General features: G+C 65.6%; 14 protein-coding genes. 8 read left to right on the forward strand and 6 right to left on the reverse strand.

The annotated features are described in order from the left end of the window. Positions 1-167: 167 nt before the first annotated feature. Positions 168-1,277, reverse strand: a complete 1,110-nt coding sequence (locus DQG17_RS00935; RefSeq protein WP_116130886.1) for an endonuclease/exonuclease/phosphatase family protein — start codon at positions 1,275-1,277, stop codon at positions 168-170. Between the two features lie 294 nt (positions 1,278-1,571). On the opposite strand from DQG17_RS00935, the gene DQG17_RS00940 reads away from it, so the two are divergent. Next, positions 1,572-3,182, forward strand: a complete 1,611-nt coding sequence (locus tag DQG17_RS00940) for a SulP family inorganic anion transporter (RefSeq protein ID WP_369908009.1) — start codon at positions 1,572-1,574, stop codon at positions 3,180-3,182. Between the two features lie 43 nt (positions 3,183-3,225). Here DQG17_RS00940 and DQG17_RS00945 read toward each other — a convergent pair whose 3' ends face one another. Beyond that, positions 3,226-3,831 carry a flavin reductase family protein gene (locus DQG17_RS00945; protein WP_116130888.1) on the reverse strand — a complete coding sequence of 202 codons (606 nt, stop codon included), beginning with the start codon at positions 3,829-3,831 and terminating at the stop codon, positions 3,226-3,228. Between the two features lie 73 nt (positions 3,832-3,904). Between DQG17_RS00945 and DQG17_RS00950 the strand changes: the two genes are divergently transcribed. Next, positions 3,905-4,399: a GNAT family N-acetyltransferase gene (locus tag DQG17_RS00950; RefSeq protein ID WP_116130889.1), complete on the forward strand. Its 495-nt coding sequence runs from the start codon at positions 3,905-3,907 to the stop codon at positions 4,397-4,399. Between the two features lie 41 nt (positions 4,400-4,440). On the opposite strand, the gene ptsP is transcribed toward DQG17_RS00950, so the two are convergent. After that, on the reverse strand, positions 4,441-6,684 hold the full coding sequence (ptsP, locus tag DQG17_RS00955; RefSeq protein WP_116130890.1) for a phosphoenolpyruvate--protein phosphotransferase: 2,244 nt from the start codon (positions 6,682-6,684) through the stop codon (positions 4,441-4,443). Positions 6,685-6,713: 29 nt separating this feature from the next. Next, on the reverse strand, positions 6,714-7,952 hold the full coding sequence (locus DQG17_RS00960; RefSeq protein WP_116130891.1) for an aspartate kinase: 1,239 nt from the start codon (positions 7,950-7,952) through the stop codon (positions 6,714-6,716). A 310-nt stretch (positions 7,953-8,262) separates the two neighbouring features. Here DQG17_RS00960 and DQG17_RS00965 point away from each other — a divergent pair, with 310 nt between their 5' ends. Together DQG17_RS00965 and DQG17_RS00970 are read left to right on the forward strand one after the other, a co-directional pair. Beyond that, on the forward strand, positions 8,263-8,724 hold the full coding sequence (locus DQG17_RS00965; RefSeq protein ID WP_157973475.1) for a DUF992 domain-containing protein: 462 nt from the start codon (positions 8,263-8,265) through the stop codon (positions 8,722-8,724). A 315-nt stretch (positions 8,725-9,039) separates the two neighbouring features. Continuing rightward, entirely contained in the window at positions 9,040-9,279 is a 240-nt protein-coding gene (locus tag DQG17_RS00970) for a YdcH family protein (protein ID WP_116130893.1), read from the forward strand. A 59-nt stretch (positions 9,280-9,338) separates the two neighbouring features. Here DQG17_RS00970 and DQG17_RS00975 read toward each other — a convergent pair whose 3' ends face one another. Continuing rightward, positions 9,339-10,724, reverse strand: a complete 1,386-nt coding sequence (locus DQG17_RS00975; protein ID WP_116130894.1) for a short-chain fatty acyl-CoA regulator family protein — start codon at positions 10,722-10,724, stop codon at positions 9,339-9,341. A 45-nt stretch (positions 10,725-10,769) separates the two neighbouring features. Beyond that, entirely contained in the window at positions 10,770-11,990 is a 1,221-nt protein-coding gene (locus DQG17_RS00980; protein ID WP_116130895.1) for a multidrug effflux MFS transporter, read from the reverse strand. 192 nt (positions 11,991-12,182) lie between these two features. Between DQG17_RS00980 and DQG17_RS00985 the strand changes: the two genes are divergently transcribed. The 4 genes from DQG17_RS00985 (at position 12,183) to DQG17_RS01000 (ending at position 15,089) form a co-directional block, all read left to right on the forward strand. Continuing rightward, a complete protein-coding gene (locus tag DQG17_RS00985; protein WP_116130896.1) occupies positions 12,183-13,715 on the forward strand; it encodes an acyl-CoA carboxylase subunit beta in 1,533 nt (510 codons plus the stop codon). Between the two features lie 126 nt (positions 13,716-13,841). Then, positions 13,842-14,192 (forward strand): hypothetical protein, encoded by a 351-nt coding sequence (locus DQG17_RS00990; protein ID WP_116130897.1) that lies wholly within the window; start codon positions 13,842-13,844, stop codon positions 14,190-14,192. Then, entirely contained in the window at positions 14,189-14,614 is a 426-nt protein-coding gene (locus DQG17_RS00995) for a DUF6497 family protein (protein WP_116130898.1), read from the forward strand. Before DQG17_RS00990 ends, DQG17_RS00995 begins: the two co-directional genes overlap by 4 nt. A 55-nt stretch (positions 14,615-14,669) precedes the next feature. Next, positions 14,670-15,089 (forward strand): hypothetical protein, encoded by a 420-nt coding sequence (locus DQG17_RS01000; protein WP_116130899.1) that lies wholly within the window; start codon positions 14,670-14,672, stop codon positions 15,087-15,089. Positions 15,090-15,575 lie beyond the last annotated feature (486 nt).

Below are 15,575 nucleotides of genomic sequence, written 5' to 3' on the forward strand. Positions count from 1 at the left end.
AGGGCGGCGCATGGCGTCAACCCCGCGGGGGAGGGACCAGATCGGGGATCGGCCGGACCGTAACCCGGTGCGGGGGGCCGCACTTTCGGATTGCCGGGCCGCACAATCGGCTGCGATGCGTCCGACCCGGCAAGGACCCGGAGCGAAGGGTCCGTCCCGCTTGCAGGTCAGCTCGTGGCGGCCTGTTCGGGCATCGGGTTCCAATCGAAATACGCGCGCACGATCCCGTGGTCGCTGGCGCCGTGATCCTCGAAATCCTCGCGGTTCAGGTGGTCGTTGTAGACCTCCATCTCGCGGAACGACCAATGGCGTTTGCGCGAGTGGTCATAGAACTCTTCGCTGACCAGAATGTGGTCGAGGCTCTCCATCTTGTTCTGGTAGATGTGGGTGTAATAGACGTGCCGCATGGCGCGCAGCTGTTGCAGCCGTTCGACCGAATAGAGCCCCTTGTCGGAACTGAGCCCTGCGGTCGACTTTTCGACAAACCGGTATCCCGGCTGGTCCGCGATCAGTTCGGTCGAGACCGAAAGCGTGCCGTCGTTGAGATCGCCCAGAACCACGGTCGGCGAGATCGCGACCTGATCCTCGGCCCTCATCACTCCGTCGAGGATTGCGCGCAGCGCACCGGCCTCCATGATCCGGCGGATATGGGCGAGAGCGGACTTTGCAATCTGCGGATAGCTGTCGAGAACGACGGGACGCGGCCGGGCAAAGGACACCCGCGCCGGACCCTTGGATTTCAGGTGCGCAACAAAGATCCGCACCGCGGGGGGCTGGGGCGATCTGCCCTCGGGCTGGATCATCGCGTGCAGGATCGGCCGCGAGAAGGCGTTCAGCGTGATCGTCACCTCTTCCTCGGCGCCGTCGGTCTCGCGAATGTTCTCAAAGACGAAATCCTCGGGAAAGTTCGGGATCCACGCCGCGCCGGGTAAAAGCTGGCTGTTACCGTGCCGGTCCTTGCGCACCGCAAGCGCCACCTGTGGCCGGCCCATGCCCGGCGCGTCGTGCGCAACGATGTCGTAGTCGTCGGTCAATCCCGCGGCGGCAAAGACCTCGCTCAGCGCCTGGGCGGACCAAAGCTCCTGAAAGCCGATGACCTCGGCGTCGAGAAGGCGCACACGCGACGCGATCCAGTCGATCTTTTCGGCATAGGCCGCGCGTCCGTCTGGATCGTCGGCAAAGCGCGGCGTTGTCGAATAGGTAAGCCCGCCGGGGATTTGCAGGTTGAGAAGATTCATGGTCGCGAAGGTCAGATCGCGCATGTTGCTGCGGGCCATGGCCAGTCCCCGATCCCTTTTGATGTGGTAAAATCCTAGCACAGATCCCCGTCGGGCGCGACGTTGAGGCGTCAGGGTTCAGGCTGCCATGCACAAATAGCATGGCTGCATCCCGTCTGGCGGCCTTCTGCGCCGCAGCGCTTTCTGATACCGCAAACGGAAATCGCCGGCTGACGTGCGCCCATCGGGCGCCTGGCCATGCAAGTGGCTCTGCCTTCGACCCCGCCGCGACCGGCGGATCGGCAAGCCATACTCACATCGCAGCGAACGAGGCCCCGCGTGACCCGAGCCATGATGGCAGCCCTTGCCGGATCGAACCCCCTTGCAGCATTTGCACCTGACGGGCGCCCAAGCCCGGCGCAGTTGCGCACCGAGATCCTGTCGGGGTTGACCGTGGCGCTGGCGCTGGTGCCCGAGGCGGTGGCCTTCGCCTTCGTCGCGGGCGTGCACCCGCTGGTCGGGCTGTATGCCGCCTTCATCGTCGGTCTCATCACGGCCGTGATCGGCGGACGGCCCGGCATGATCTCGGGCGCGACGGGGGCGCTCGCTGTCGTCATGGTCTCGCTGGTCAGCCAGCACGGCGTCGAATACCTGTTCGCCACCGTGGTGCTGATGGGGCTGATCCAGATCGCGGCCGGCGTTCTGCGGCTGGGCAAGTTCATCCGGCTGGTGCCGCACCCGGTGATGCTGGGCTTCGTCAACGGGCTGGCCATCGTGATCTTTCTGGCCCAGATGACCCAGTTCCGGGTGCCGGGAACCTCGGTTGCCGAGGGCCACGGCATGGCCGGCGGCCAATGGCTGACAGGCGCGCCGCTTGCCGTGATGCTGGGGCTGGTCGCGCTGACCATGGCGATCATCTGGGTGATGCCCAGGCTGACCCGGGCGGTGCCGGCGCCACTCGCCGGGATCGGCATTACCGCGGCGATTGTCATCGTCTTTGGCATCGACGTGCCGCGGGTTGGCGACATGGCCTCGATCAATGGCGGGTTGCCGGCGTTTCACATTCCCATGGTGCCGCTTACCTTCGAGACGTTCAGGATCATCCTGCCCTATTCGCTGATCCTCGCCGCCATCGGGCTGATCGAAAGCCTGCTGACGCTGAACCTGGTGGGCGAGATCGTGCACAAGCGCGGCGGTGCCAGCCAGGAATGCGTGGCCCAGGGGCTTGCCAACACGGTCACCGGGTTCTTTGGCGGCATGGGCGGCTGTGCGATGATCGGCCAGTCGATGATCAACGTCAATTCGGGCGGACGGACCCGGATTTCGGGCATTTCGGCGGCGCTGTTTCTGTTGCTGTTCATCGTCGCCGCCTCGCCGCTTATCGAACAGATCCCGCTGGCCGCACTGGTGGGCGTGATGTTCATGGTGGTGATCGGCACCTTCGCCTGGCGGTCCTTCATCATCATGCGCAAGGTGCCGCTGACCGATGCGCTGGTGATCGTGCTGGTCACAGTTGTCACGGTGCTGACCGATCTGGCGACCGCGGTGGTGGTCGGTGTCATCATCGCGGCTCTGGTCTTTGCCTGGAAAAGCGCGCGCCACATCCATGCCAAGACCTATCTGACCCCCGAAGGCGCCAAGGTCTATCAGATCCAGGGGCCGCTGTTCTTCGGTTCGGCGCATGGCTTTGCCGAGATCTTCGATCCGGCGGGCGATCCGGGGCTGGTCGTGGTCGATTTCGCCGACAGCCGGGTGGCCGACCAGTCGGCGCTGTCGGCAATCGAATCGCTGGCGATGAAATACGAGAGCGCTGGCAAGAAGCTGGAGCTGCGCCACCTGAGCCACGACTGCCACCAGTTGCTGAGCCGGGCCGGGCAGTTGATCATCGATGCCGATGACGACCCCGATTATGCGATTGCCGCCAACTACAGCGTCAAGACCGGGGTCCTGAACGCCGGACACTGAGGCGTGCGGGCGGGCGCGGTGACGCGCCCCCCGTACCCAAGGGTCATTCGCCCGGGCGGGGCATCGTGAAAACCTCGGTCACGCGCGCGAAGTCGCGATAACCGAGCCGCGCCACCGGCTGGAAGCTGGTCACGTCGAAGATCCCGTCCTTCAGGCAGTCGTCCCGCATGTGGATCCCCGTCACCTCGCCGAAAGCGACCAGATTGGCCGTCCCGGGCAGTTCGATGATCTGCGTCAGCCGGCATTCCAGCGTCGCCGGGGCGCCAACGATGCGCGGGCAGTCGATGGTTTCGCAATTGACGCGCGCGATCTCGGCAAGGGCTGCCTCGTCGACCTCGCGTTCCCAGGCGCCGGAGGTGAAGTTCATCGCCTCGCGCTTGGCATATTCGACGATGTTCACCGCAAAGACGCCGGTATCGCGGATGTTGGCCATCGTGTCCTTGGTGCCGTCGCGGTCGTGTTTCTTGCCGGTCGAGGCGAACATCACCTGCGGCGGCAAATAGGCGACGGCGTTGAAGAAGGAATAGGGGGCGAGATTTTCGCTGCCATCGCTGCCGCGTGTCGCGATCCAGGCAATCGGGCGTGGCGTGACGATGGCGTTGAACGGGTTGTGCGGCAGGCCGTGGCCATCTTCGGGACGGTAGAACATCGCTTGCGTCTCCTTTGCGACAGAACTAACGCCGGTGCGGGATGGATTCCAGCGCGAATGACAGGACGAGCTTGTGGAACTGAGCAACGAAGGCAGCGAGGACTGGTGGGAGGTCGAGGCGCTCTACGACCTGTGCTTTGCGCCCGGGCGGAGTTCGCTGTCGTCCTATCGGCTGCGCGAGGGCGTGCCGCCGATCTCGGGGCTGTGCCTGCTGGCACGCGATCACGGCATTCTTGCCGGCGCGATCCGGACCTGGCCGGTGCGGGTGGCGGGGCTGCCAGCGGCGCTGATCGGGCCGGTCGCCGTCCATCCGACCCACCAGGGCGAGGGCATCGGCGGATTTCTGATCCGCACCGTTGTCGACCGCGCCGAAGCGCATGGCCGGGTGCGGCTGATGCTGGTGGGGGACGCGCCCTATTACGGGCGCTTCGGCTTCAAACGGCTCGAGGGGGTCGAGATGCCGCCGCCGACCAACCCGGACCGGGTGCTGGGTGTCGGTGACTGGGACGGAATCCGGGGGCCGGTCGAGCGCGCGCTGCCGGGGTGGCGCGCAGCCGGCAGCGGCTGACACGGGGGGGCCGGACCCGCGGCAGCGGTGCGGCCCGACGCTCAGCCCTGCTGGTGCAGCCAGTCCATCACCGCCGGGCGCACCGATTGCTGGCCCGAGGCGCGGGCCTCGTCTATGACCTCGCGCAACTCGGCCAGGTTCGAACGCCGCAGCAGATGCTTGACCGGGCCGATGGAGGCCGGGCGCATCGACAGCGTGCGGAACCCCATGGCGGCGAAACACAGCGCCTCGACCGGGCGGCCGGCATCCTCGCCACAGAAGCTGAGCGGGGTCCGCGTCTCCTTGCAGCGCATCACGATCCATTCGAGGAAGGTCAGGAACGAGACGTTGAGCGTGTCATAACGCCGGCGCACCCGTTCGTTCTCGCGATCTGCCGCAAAGAAGAACTGTTTCAGGTCGTTGCCGCCGACCGAAATGAAATCGGCCGATTCGAAAAACTGCTTTGAGGCGAAGGCGAGGCTTGGTGTTTCGAGCATCGCGCCGATTTCGAGCGTGCGCGGCAAGGGGTGGCCGAACCGGCGCTCGCGCTCCAGCTCGCCCAGAAGGTATTTCTTGGCGGTGTGGAATTCGTCGGCCTGGGCGACAAAGGGAAACATGATCGTCAACGGCCGGCCCCGGGCGGCGCGGATCAGCGCCTGAAGCTGCATCCGCAACACCCCCGGCTTGTCGAGCCCGACCCGGATCGCCCGCCAGCCAAGCGCCGGGTTCGGCTCGTCCTGCGGCTTCATGTAGGGCAGCACCTTGTCCGAGCCGATGTCGAGGGTGCGAAACACCACCCGCTTGCCGTTCGCGGCATCGAGCACCCGGGAGTAGAGCGCCGCCAGTTCGCTGCGCCGGGGAAACTTGGTGCGCACCAGGAACTGCAGCTCGGTGCGGAACAGGCCCACGCCCTCGGCACCCGAAGACCGCAGGCTTGGCAGATCGGCCATCAGCCCCGCGTTCATGTCGAGCCGGATCGTCGGGCCATAGACCGTGGTCGCGGGCACCCGGCGGATCGAGGCGTAGCGTTCCTGCGCCTTGGTCGCCATCGCCATCTTGTCGCGAAAGGCCGAGGCGACGGTTTCCTCGGGACGCAGATGGACGATGCCCTGATCCCCGTCGACCAGAATGTGATCGCCGTTCAGCGCCTCGGTCGTGATGCGTTCGGCATTGATGACAAGCGGTATCGCCAGCGCGCGGGCGATGACGGCGGCGTGGCTTCCGACCGAACCTTCTTCGAGCACGATGCCGCGCAGCGCCCGGCCATAGGCCAGAAGCTCGCCGGGGCCGATGTTGCGGGCGACAAGCACTGGGTCTTGCGGCATCTCGGCGCCGGTGTCGGTGCCCTGACCCGTCAGCAGCCGGAGCAACCGGTTCGACAGGTCGTCAAGGTCATGCAGCCTTTCGCGCAGATAGGGGTCGGGGACCTGTTCCATCCGCGACCGTGCCGCGGTCTGTTCCTTTTCGACCGCCGCCTCGGCGCTGAGGCCGCGGTTGATGTCGGCCTCCATCCGCCGGAGCCAGCCCTTCGAATTAGCGAACATGCGATAGGCTTCCAGCACCTCGCGCTGGTCCTTGTCGCCGCCTTCGACCCCCATCAGCATCTCGTCGACCGAAACCCGAAGCTGGTCGACCGCGGTGCGCAGGCGGCTCAGTTCGGCTTCGGCATCGTCCGAGAAAGGGTTCGTGACCACGACGCGGGGTTCGTGCAGCAACACGTTGCCTTCGGCCGCGCCGTCCTGTCCGCAATTGCCGCGCAGCATCACGGGATGCTTGTGCGGGGCGGCCATCGCCGCGCCCTCGCCGACAAAGGCGCCAAGTTCGGCCATTTCGGCCAGCACCATCGCTACCACCTCGATGGCATAGACGTCGTCTTCGGAATAGGCGGTCCGGTCCTTGGATTGCACGACCAGCACGCCCATGCGTTCGCCCAGCCGCTGGATCGGCACGCCGAGGAAGGCGGAATAGATCTCTTCCCCGGTCTCGGGCATATAGCGGAACCCGGGTTCGGCGGGGGCATTTCCGGTATTGATCGGCTTGGCGCTGAGCGCGACCCGGCCAACCAGGCCTTCGCCCAGCCGCATCCGGGTCTGGTGCACCGACTCGGGCTTCAGCCCTTCGGTGGCGCACAGCTCCAGCGTGTCCGAATCACGGAACAGATAGATCGAGCAGACCGGCGTACCGATCTCCGCCGCGATAAGCCGCGTTATGCGGTCAAGCCGCTCCTGCCCCTCGGCAGGTTCCTCTAAGGCCAGCTTCAGCCGGCCCAGCAGCCTCCGGCTGCCACTTTGGACATCGCTCACCAGACCTCGATCCCCGGGCGTGACGGGTCAGATCATCCCGCGTTTTCCAGCCCGAAGGCATCATGGAGGGCCTGAACCGCCAGTTCCAGATATTTCCGATCGATCAGAACGGAGATTTTGATTTCTGACGTCGTAATGACCTTGATATTGATACCTTCGGCCGAAAGCGCGCCGAACATCTGAGCCGCGACGCCGGTGTGGCTGCGCATGCCGATGCCCACGACCGAGACCTTGCAGACCTCGGTGTCGGCGACGAGGCCGTGAAAATTGATGAGCGTCTTCTCGCGCGCCGCCTCGACCGCGGCCTTGGCGCGGCTGACCTGATTGGTCGGGCAGGAGAAGGTCATGTCGGTGCGACCCTCTTCCGAAATGTTCTGGATGATCATGTCGACGTTCACGCCGGCCTCGGACAGCGCACCGAAGATCGCGGCGGCGATGCCGGGACGGTCGGCGACCGAGATCAGCGTGACCTTGGCCTCATCCCGGCTGTAGGCGACACCGGAGACCACATTGCTTTCCATGATTTCCTCCTCGGAGCAGACCAGCGTGCCTGCATTGGGATCGTATTCCTCGAAGCTCGACAGCACCCGCAGACGCACGTTGTAGCGCATCGCGAGTTCGACCGAGCGGGTCTGCAGCACCTTGGCGCCGAGGCTGGCAAGCTCCAGCATCTCCTCGAAGGCGATCTTCTCGAGCTTGCGGGCCTTGGTCGAGATCCGCGGATCGGTGGTATAGACGCCGTCGACGTCAGTGTAGATGTCGCAGCGTTCGGCGCCGAAGGCGGCGGCGAAGGCCACCGCGGTCGTATCCGACCCGCCGCGGCCGAGCGTCGTGATGCGGCCCTCGGGGCTGATCCCCTGGAATCCTGCGACCACCGCGACCTTCATGCCTTCGGCGAACTTGGCGTTGAGGTTCGCAGTCGGGATCTCTTCGATCCGGGCCGAGGCATGGGCCGAGTTTGTCTTCAGCGGCACCTGCCAGCCCTGCCAGGAGCGGGCGGGGATATCCATTTCCTGCAGGGTCAGTGCCATCAGCCCGGCGGTCACGTTCTCGCCCGAACTGACGACTGCGTCATATTCGCGGGCGTCGAACAGCGGCGAGGTCTCCTCGACCCAGCCGACCAGTTCGTTGGTCTTGCCGGCCATCGCCGAGACGATGACGATGACGTCATAGCCGTTGGCGACCTCGCGGCCGACACGTTTGGCGACCCGGCGTATCCGGTCCAGGGTGGCGACAGAGGTGCCGCCGAATTTCATCACCAGAAGCGGCATGATGCGCGCCCGTTCCTTGCCTCGGTTGTCCGCAGGCGGGATAGGGGAAGACCGCAGGCTGCGCAAGGGCGGGTCGGGAACGGCAGGCATGTGTCGGCGTTGTGGCGCGCGCGATCGGCCGGTTTGGCCGGATGGGCCTGGACGGGACGACGCCGCTGGCGGCCGGTGGCCTGCGCGTTCAGGGCATTTGTGGCGCGAAAGGCGAAATCGGCTGGGTCGCGCGCCTCTTTGCCACGGAGCCCGGGGTTGTCAGATTCCATGGCGTTCGTCATATAGCGCAGCCGCATTTCGCGGTTAGATGAGGGAAATCATGAATTACATTGCAAAAGGGCTGGTCGCAGCTGCGGCACTTGCGGCGTCTACCGTGGCAGTTCATGCGAAGGCCGATATCGGCGTGCTGACCTGCAAGATGACCGACGTCAAGAACGACGTCGTCTACACCAAGGAAGAATTTGCCTGCGAATTCAAGCCGAACGAGGGTGACGTCCAGAAATACACCGGTGTCTTCAAGGCGCTTGGCGTCGATCTGTCGGTCACGCCCGACGTGACGCTGGTCTGGGGCGTGCTGTCCCCGTCGAAAGATCCGGCTGATGCCGCGGCGCTGGCAGGAAAGTATTATGGCGGGACCGCCGCGGTGTCGCTCGGCGCCGGCGGTGCAGCGAACGTTCTGGTCGGTGGCGGCAAGACTTCCTACACGCTGCAGCCGATCAGCGTCTCGGGGATCCTCGGCGCTGGCGCGTCGCTTGATGTCGAAGAATTCGAACTGAAATAAGACGGGCTTGCGGCGGGCCGAATGGGGCGGGGTTGCGGCGCAGTCGCGCGACGTCCCCGCCATCCGGACCGGCACTGCCGCGATGCTGTCGCACGACATGAACCGCCCCGGCCCATCTTTGGACCGGGGCTGCCCACAGGGCCTCTGCGCTGCGCGGAGCGATGGGCCGACCTCTCCTCCACATCGGAAACCTTCCTCTCGGTCCCGCCGCGCTGCATGCCGCAGACAGCTGGCAGACGGGGTTGACACAGGTCAAGGACACCCGCGCGGGGCCGGGCGCAGGCTCGCTCCAGTGGAACGAGAAGGAGAGACGCAATGTCCCACGTCCCCCACGAACTTTCGGAGGAATTTCCCGATCAGCAGGACCGGATCCGCGCCCTCGCGGCGGCGGATCCGCATTTTGCGGCGATGACCGAGGAATATGCCCGGTTGAACATGCGGGTCTTTCAGGCCGACAGCTATGAAAAGCCGATGGACGAACTTGCCGAGCACGAGTTGAAGAAGCGGCGGCTTTATCTGAAAGACGAGATCAACCGGCGGCTCGCTCACTCCTGATCGGGGCGGGGGCAGTCGGGGCCTAGGGAGTGTCGTCGCCCGCGGCGATCCCCGCCGTTCTATTCGCCGATTTCATAGGGCAGGACCTCGCGCCGGTTCGGTGTGAAGGAAAGCCTGTGCTCCAGCGGCGGCACCGAACGCTGGTGGCAGTTCCGCCGCTCGCAGATCCGGCACGAGGTGCCGATCGGCTCGTAGGCGGCTGGATTCGCCGTATCGAGCCCGTCGGCATAAACCAGTTGCCCGGCGAACCCGACCTCGCAGCCAAGAGCAATGGCATAGCGCCGGTCCGGCACGCCCCAGGCGCCGCCGGGCTTCGAGACGTCGCGGGCAAGCAGCACATAGCGTTCGCCGTCGGGCGTTTCGGCCAGCTGGCGCAGGAAATGGCCGGGGGTCTCGAAGGCGCGATGGACATTCCACAGCGGGCAGGCCCCGCCGAAGCGGGCGAACTGCATCCGCGCCGCGGAATGGCGTTTGGTGATCGTGCCGGCCTGATCGACCCGCACGAAGAAAAACGGAATACCCTTCACGCCGCCACGCTGCAGGGTGGACAGCCGATGCGCCACCTGTTCGAACGAGGCACCAAAGCGCTGCGCCAGCCGTTCGATGTCGTGGCGCGTCTCCTCGGCGGCGGCGCGGAACCTGCCATAGGGCAGCAGCGCGGCGCCGGCGAAATAGTTCGCGAGGCCGATCTTGGCGATGGCGCGGGCCTCGGCGGTCTGAAACCGGGCAAGGTCGAGCGTCGCTTCGAACAGGTCGTTCTGGGTCAGCAGCGCCACCTGGTGCAGGATCTGGAAATTGCGCGTCGCCGCGGGGACGCGCGCCGACAACGTCAGCAGGTGGCGGTCGGGTTCGAACCGGCGCAGCTCGTCGGTTTCGGACGGCTGCACGGTGATGCCGCGCGCCTCGAGCGCGCCGTGAGCCGCAGCCATCGGGGCGTCGCCGGCAAAGATCTCGGCGGCGCGATCGACGGCGTCGATGTAATTGTCGATGTAGTGGAAGAAATCCCGCACCTCTTCCCAGGGCGAGGCGCGAAGGTGATCGCCGCGCTGGCCAAGGGCCGCGTCGATCGTGATCAGCCGCTCCTGCGTGCGCCGATAGGCGCTGTGCAGTTCAAGGAAGGCCCGCACCAATGTCGGGGCGTTCGACGCGGCAAGCCGCAGGTCGGCAAGCGAGGGTGTCTCGGAAATGACCGGATCGGCCAGCGCCTCGCGCATGTCGCTGACCAGCCGTCCGGTATCGCCCGAGGACAGCTCGGTCACGTCGAGCCCGAATTCCTGCGCGAGTGCCAGAACCACCGTGGTCGAGATCGGCCGATGGTTGTTTTCCATCTGGTTCAGATAGGGCAACGAAACCCCAAGCTTGGCGGCAAAGACCTTCTGCGTCAGGCCCAGCTTGGTGCGGATCTCGTGCAGCTTGACGCCGGCATAGAGCTTCTTGTTGGGCATGATCGACTTTGCAGATTTCGCTGGTTTCGGATCGTTTTCGCAAATTCAGGGGGCAAGCCCCAAGTTCCGTTCGCGCCGGTTCACATACAGGATGGCGACGAGGGACATAAGGGCGCAACAGAACATCAGCCACTGCAGCGGCAGGCTGGAGTGGCCACCCTGCAGCAGGACCCCGGCCAGTACCGACAGCGCCGCGCCGCCGCCGATCATCAGCGTGCCGCCAAGACCGCTGGCGGTTCCGGCAAGCTCGGGACGAACCGACAGCGTGCCGGCGGTTCCGTTCGGGATGACAATGCCGTTGCCGAGCCCGACGAAGGTCACGAAGGCGAAGAACAGCACCGGGTTGTCGAACCCCAGGTGTGACAGCACCAGCGAAGGCACCAGTCCGACCGTGGAGAGGCTGGCCCCGATCAGGATCATCCGGTTGATCCCGACGCTGGCCGAAAACCGCCCGGACAGGTAGTTGCCAAGCAGATAGCCCACGGATGGCGCGCCGAATCCGACGCCGGTCCAGACGGGCGAAAGCCGGAAGATCTCGGTCGAGACATAGGGCACGCCGCCGAGAAACGAATAGAAGGCGCCGGCCGAAAAGGCGACGGCAAGAGCATAGCCCCAGAACCGCCGCGAGGCGAGAAGGTCGGGATAGCCGCGGAATTGCGCGACGAGGCTTGCGGCCCCCGGGCCCGCGGTCTCGCCCATGTCGCGCCAGGCCAGCCAGCCGACACCGGTCCCGGCCAGCAGCAGGAACAGGAACGTGGCCTTCCAGTCAAAGATCTGGTCGATTGCCCCGCCAAGCATCGGCGCGAACATCGGCACCAGCGACATCCCCATGGTCACATAGCCGATCATCGAGGCGGATTCGCTTGGCGGATACATGTCGCGCACAACGGCACGCGACAGCACCAGCCCGGTGACCACCACAGTCTGCAGCATCCGGCAGACCAGAAAGACATGGACATTGGGCGCCAGTACGCAGCCCAGCGTCGCCACAAGGAAGACCGCGATCGCCGACAGCATCACCGGCCTGCGGCCATAGCGGTCGGATAGCGGCCCGATGATCAGCTGCATCAATGCCGAGGCCGCCAGATAGAGCGAAACCGCAAGCTGGATCACCGCATAGGGCGCATCGAAATAGACCGCCATCGCGGGCAGTGAGGGCAGGAAGATGCTCATCGTCATCGCCGAGAGTCCGGCCAGCATGACGAGTGTGACGATATGTGGCGGGGTCGTCCGGTCCAGAAAGCGGACCGCAGTGGTGTCGGACATGCGAGTGGCCTATCTTTGATGGGGGAACCTGCGCAGCGCGGACAGAGAAAATCAAGATTTCGCCGGGGGATATGCAGATTTGCGATTTGCAACGGGATATCTGCCAATAATTTGCAAATTTACCAAAACAAACTTCCGATGGGCCGCCGGCGTTTGATAGGCAGCTTGAAATGATATGAAGGGGACGGAGACATGAAAGACATCCTTGCCGAGCTGGAACGCCGCCGCGCCTCGGCCCGACTGGGCGGCGGACAGCGCCGGATCGACGGTCAGCATGCCAAGGGCAAGCTGACGGCGCGCGAGCGGGTCGAGCTGCTGCTGGACGACGGGTCGTTCGAAGAATTCGACCTTTTTGTGACCCACCGCTGCACCGATTTCGGCATGGAAGACGAAAAGCCGGCCGGCGACGGCGTGGTGACTGGCTGGGGCACGATCAACGGCCGGCTCGTCTATGTCTTCAGTCAGGACTTTACCGTGTTCGGCGGCTCGCTGTCCGAGACCCACGCGCTGAAGATCTGCAAGATCATGGATATGGCGGTGCAGAACGGCGCCCCGGTCATCGGGCTGAACGATTCGGGCGGCGCCCGGATCCAGGAAGGCGTCGCCTCGCTGGCCGGATACGCCGAAGTGTTCCAGCGCAATATCGAGGCCTCGGGCGTGGTGCCACAGATTTCGGTCATCATGGGGCCCTGCGCCGGCGGTGCGGTCTATAGCCCGGCAATGACCGACTTCATCTTCATGGTGAAGGACAGCTCCTACATGTTCGTCACCGGCCCCGACGTGGTGAAGACCGTGACGAACGAGGTCGTCACCGCCGAGGAGCTGGGCGGCGCGATCACCCATACCCGCAAGTCATCGGTCGCCGATGGCGCCTTCGACAACGATGTCGATACCCTGAACGAGGTGCGCCGGCTGGTCGATTTCCTGCCGCTGAACAATCGCCAGAAGGCGCCGGTACGGCCGTTCTTCGACGAACCGGGCCGGGTCGAGCCAAGCCTCGACACCCTGGTTCCGGACAATTCCCATACCCCCTACGACATGAAGGAGCTGATCCTTGCCGTCGCCGACGAGGGGGACATGTTCGAGATCCAGGCCGAGCACGCCAAGAACATCATCACCTGCTTCATCCGGATCGAGGGCCAGACCACCGGCGTCGTGGCCAACCAGCCGCTGGTGCTGGCCGGCTGTCTCGACATCGACAGTTCGCGCAAGGCTGCGCGCTTCGTCCGCTTCTGCGATGCCTTCGAGATCCCGCTCCTGACCCTGGTCGACGTGCCGGGTTTCCTGCCGGGCACCGGTCAGGAATTCGGCGGGGTCATCAAGCACGGCGCCAAGCTGCTCTATGCCTTCGGCGAGGCGACTGTTCCGAAGGTGACGGTAATCACCCGCAAGGCCTATGGCGGCGCCTATGACGTGATGAGCTCGAAGCATTTGCGCGCCGACATGAACTATGCCTGGCCAACGGCGCAGATCGCGGTGATGGGCGCCAAGGGCGCGACCGAGATCCTGTATCGCTCGGAACTGGGCGATGCCGAAAAGATCGCGGCGCGCACCAAAAGTTATGAGGACCGGTTTGCGAACCCCTTCGTGGCGGCCGAGCGCGGATTCGTCGACGAGGTGATCATGCCGCATTCGACCCGTCGCCGAGTGGCGCGTGCTTTCGCCAGCCTGCGCACCAAGCGGCGCCAGCTTCCCTGGAAGAAGCATGGCAATATCCCGCTCTGAGCGCGGCTGCAGAACCCGGACCGGGGGCATCTGTCCCTGGACCGTCGGGAACATTCTCCCACCAAGACAGACTTGAGCCGGTAGGCGTTTCGGAAGGACCAGAGGCGTGATCATGGAGCGGTGGCAGTGAGCAAGGATCGCTGGCATATCCTGCGGGAGGGGCCGGTTCTGGTGTTGGCGCGGCACTTGCCGGTGCGGTTCGACGTTTCGGCCACGACCGATCTGCCGGCGGCAGGGCGGGCGCGGCTGGCCGGGCAGATCCGCCAGGACCTGTGGCGTGCGCTGCAGGCTCAGCGCGGGTTCTCTCCGGCGGTCGAGGTGACGGCGGTCGCATCGGGTCTGCGGGTGCGGGCCGGCGGGCGGGTGGCGGCCGGGAGGTTCGACCGGGCAGGTCTCGAGGCGCGGATCGCGGCGGTGCTGGAGGATCCGGGCAACCGGGTGCGCTGGATCCGGTCGGCAGGCGGAGCGCGGCCATGACCGGGCGCCCGAATGCCCGCGTGGCCCGGGTTGCCGCCGCAACCGCACTGGCGGCGCTGTCCGGTACGGCCGCGGCAGCCGCCATGGTGGGCGATCAGATCGTGACGCCATCGGGGCTGATCGTGACCTATCTGGACGATATACTTGAGGATCAGGCCAGCGGCGGCAGCTGGCTGACCCTGCGCTTCGTCTCGCCGGCGATCGGCACGGGCGCGGGCAAGGTCGGCTACGAGGCCGTCGCGGGCGATCTCGATGCGCTCTGTGCCGGACCGGGGCTCGATGCCGCGGTCAAGCTCGGCGGCGTGGACGAGGTCATCATCACGCTGATGGACAGGCCGGTCGAACGCGGGATCACCGACCCCGATGCGACCATGTTCATCGGTGTCTATTTGCCGACCGAAAGCGGCTGTGTCTGGGAATGATGCAGCACTCGGCTCAAACAATTCCGGTTCGACGACCGGCGAGGGGAACGGGCCCATGTTGAAACACCGCGGCTTTCCGGGCCGTCTGACCGGAACTGACTTTCAGTTCACCATCCGGCGCGCCAACAAGGCCGGCGCCACGCCGCTGACCGCGCGCAAACGCTTTGCCGACCGAAGGCCGGCCGACCGCCGGGCCGATGCGGCGTTTCTGGCGGCGCTGATCGAACATTTCGGCGACGCGCCGTTCGAGCGCGGCAACCTCGATGCCGGGCGGCTGAGCTGGTTGTTCGGGCGCGAGGTTGTCCCGGCCGAGGAGCCTTTCGATGCGACGGCCTATGAGGCGCTGTTGCGGGTCGATCTGGCCGCCGCGCGCCGCGCCTTCCCCGAGGTGCTCGATGGCTTCGAAGAGGTGGAAGACGAGGACTGGGACGAAGATTGGGACGATGACGACCCGTTCGAGGAGCGCCCGGCATGATTCTGCCGATTTCGCCCGCGGATTGGCGCGTTTCGGCCGAAACGCGACCGCCCGTCATCCCGACGCTTGCCGGGGATGTGCGCGTCGCTGCAAATGCACCGTGCCCGGTCCATCCCAACGTTCTGGCTGGCACCTGGGACCGCATTGGTCCCTGTTCCCTTTCCCGGCGGCCGCGCGGTTCATTCGCTCGGCTGCCGTTTTTTTTCCGTGACGCTGCCGGCAGGATCGGGCCGAGCCAGCGTTTGCCCGGACAGACCCAAAGGCCCGTGCCGCTCGGCGCCGCCGCTGTCCTGCCCCCTGCGGCCGAGGGGCTGAAACCCTGCCCATTGTCGAGTGCCGCTGGCAGCCTTCGGACCCGAGGGTCCGGGCTGGCTTTGCCCGCCGCTGTTCCGGTCACCGGCGCCCGCCGCCCGGGGGACCATTTGTTGCAAATCATATGCGCTGGGCTGCCCTGCCGCCCCAAAGACAACCGAGAAGGGACCGAGA

This window comes from Tropicimonas sp. IMCC34043 (genome assembly GCF_003390845.1).
GTDB lineage: Bacteria > Pseudomonadota > Alphaproteobacteria > Rhodobacterales > Rhodobacteraceae > Tropicimonas.

What these genes read in the sequence shown, in the direction of transcription:
- DQG17_RS00975 (WP_116130894.1), bottom strand. Translation starts at nt 10,724, where the DNA reads ATGCCCAACAAGAAGCTCTATGCCGGCGTCAAGCTGCACGAGATCCGC.
- DQG17_RS00945 (WP_116130888.1), bottom strand. Translation starts at nt 3,831, where the DNA reads ATGTTCTACCGTCCCGAAGATGGCCACGGCCTGCCGCACAACCCGTTC.
- DQG17_RS00995 (WP_116130898.1), top strand. Translation starts at nt 14,189, where the DNA reads ATGACCGGGCGCCCGAATGCCCGCGTGGCCCGGGTTGCCGCCGCAACC.
- DQG17_RS01000 (WP_116130899.1), top strand. Translation starts at nt 14,670, where the DNA reads ATGTTGAAACACCGCGGCTTTCCGGGCCGTCTGACCGGAACTGACTTT.
- DQG17_RS00960 (WP_116130891.1), bottom strand. Translation starts at nt 7,952, where the DNA reads ATGCCGCTTCTGGTGATGAAATTCGGCGGCACCTCTGTCGCCACCCTG.
- DQG17_RS00980 (WP_116130895.1), bottom strand. Translation starts at nt 11,990, where the DNA reads ATGTCCGACACCACTGCGGTCCGCTTTCTGGACCGGACGACCCCGCCA.
- DQG17_RS00965 (WP_157973475.1), top strand. Translation starts at nt 8,263, where the DNA reads ATGAATTACATTGCAAAAGGGCTGGTCGCAGCTGCGGCACTTGCGGCG.
- DQG17_RS00935 (WP_116130886.1), bottom strand. Translation starts at nt 1,277, where the DNA reads ATGGCCCGCAGCAACATGCGCGATCTGACCTTCGCGACCATGAATCTT.
- DQG17_RS00985 (WP_116130896.1), top strand. Translation starts at nt 12,183, where the DNA reads ATGAAAGACATCCTTGCCGAGCTGGAACGCCGCCGCGCCTCGGCCCGA.
- DQG17_RS00940 (WP_369908009.1), top strand. Translation starts at nt 1,572, where the DNA reads ATGGCAGCCCTTGCCGGATCGAACCCCCTTGCAGCATTTGCACCTGAC.
- DQG17_RS00970 (WP_116130893.1), top strand. Translation starts at nt 9,040, where the DNA reads ATGTCCCACGTCCCCCACGAACTTTCGGAGGAATTTCCCGATCAGCAG.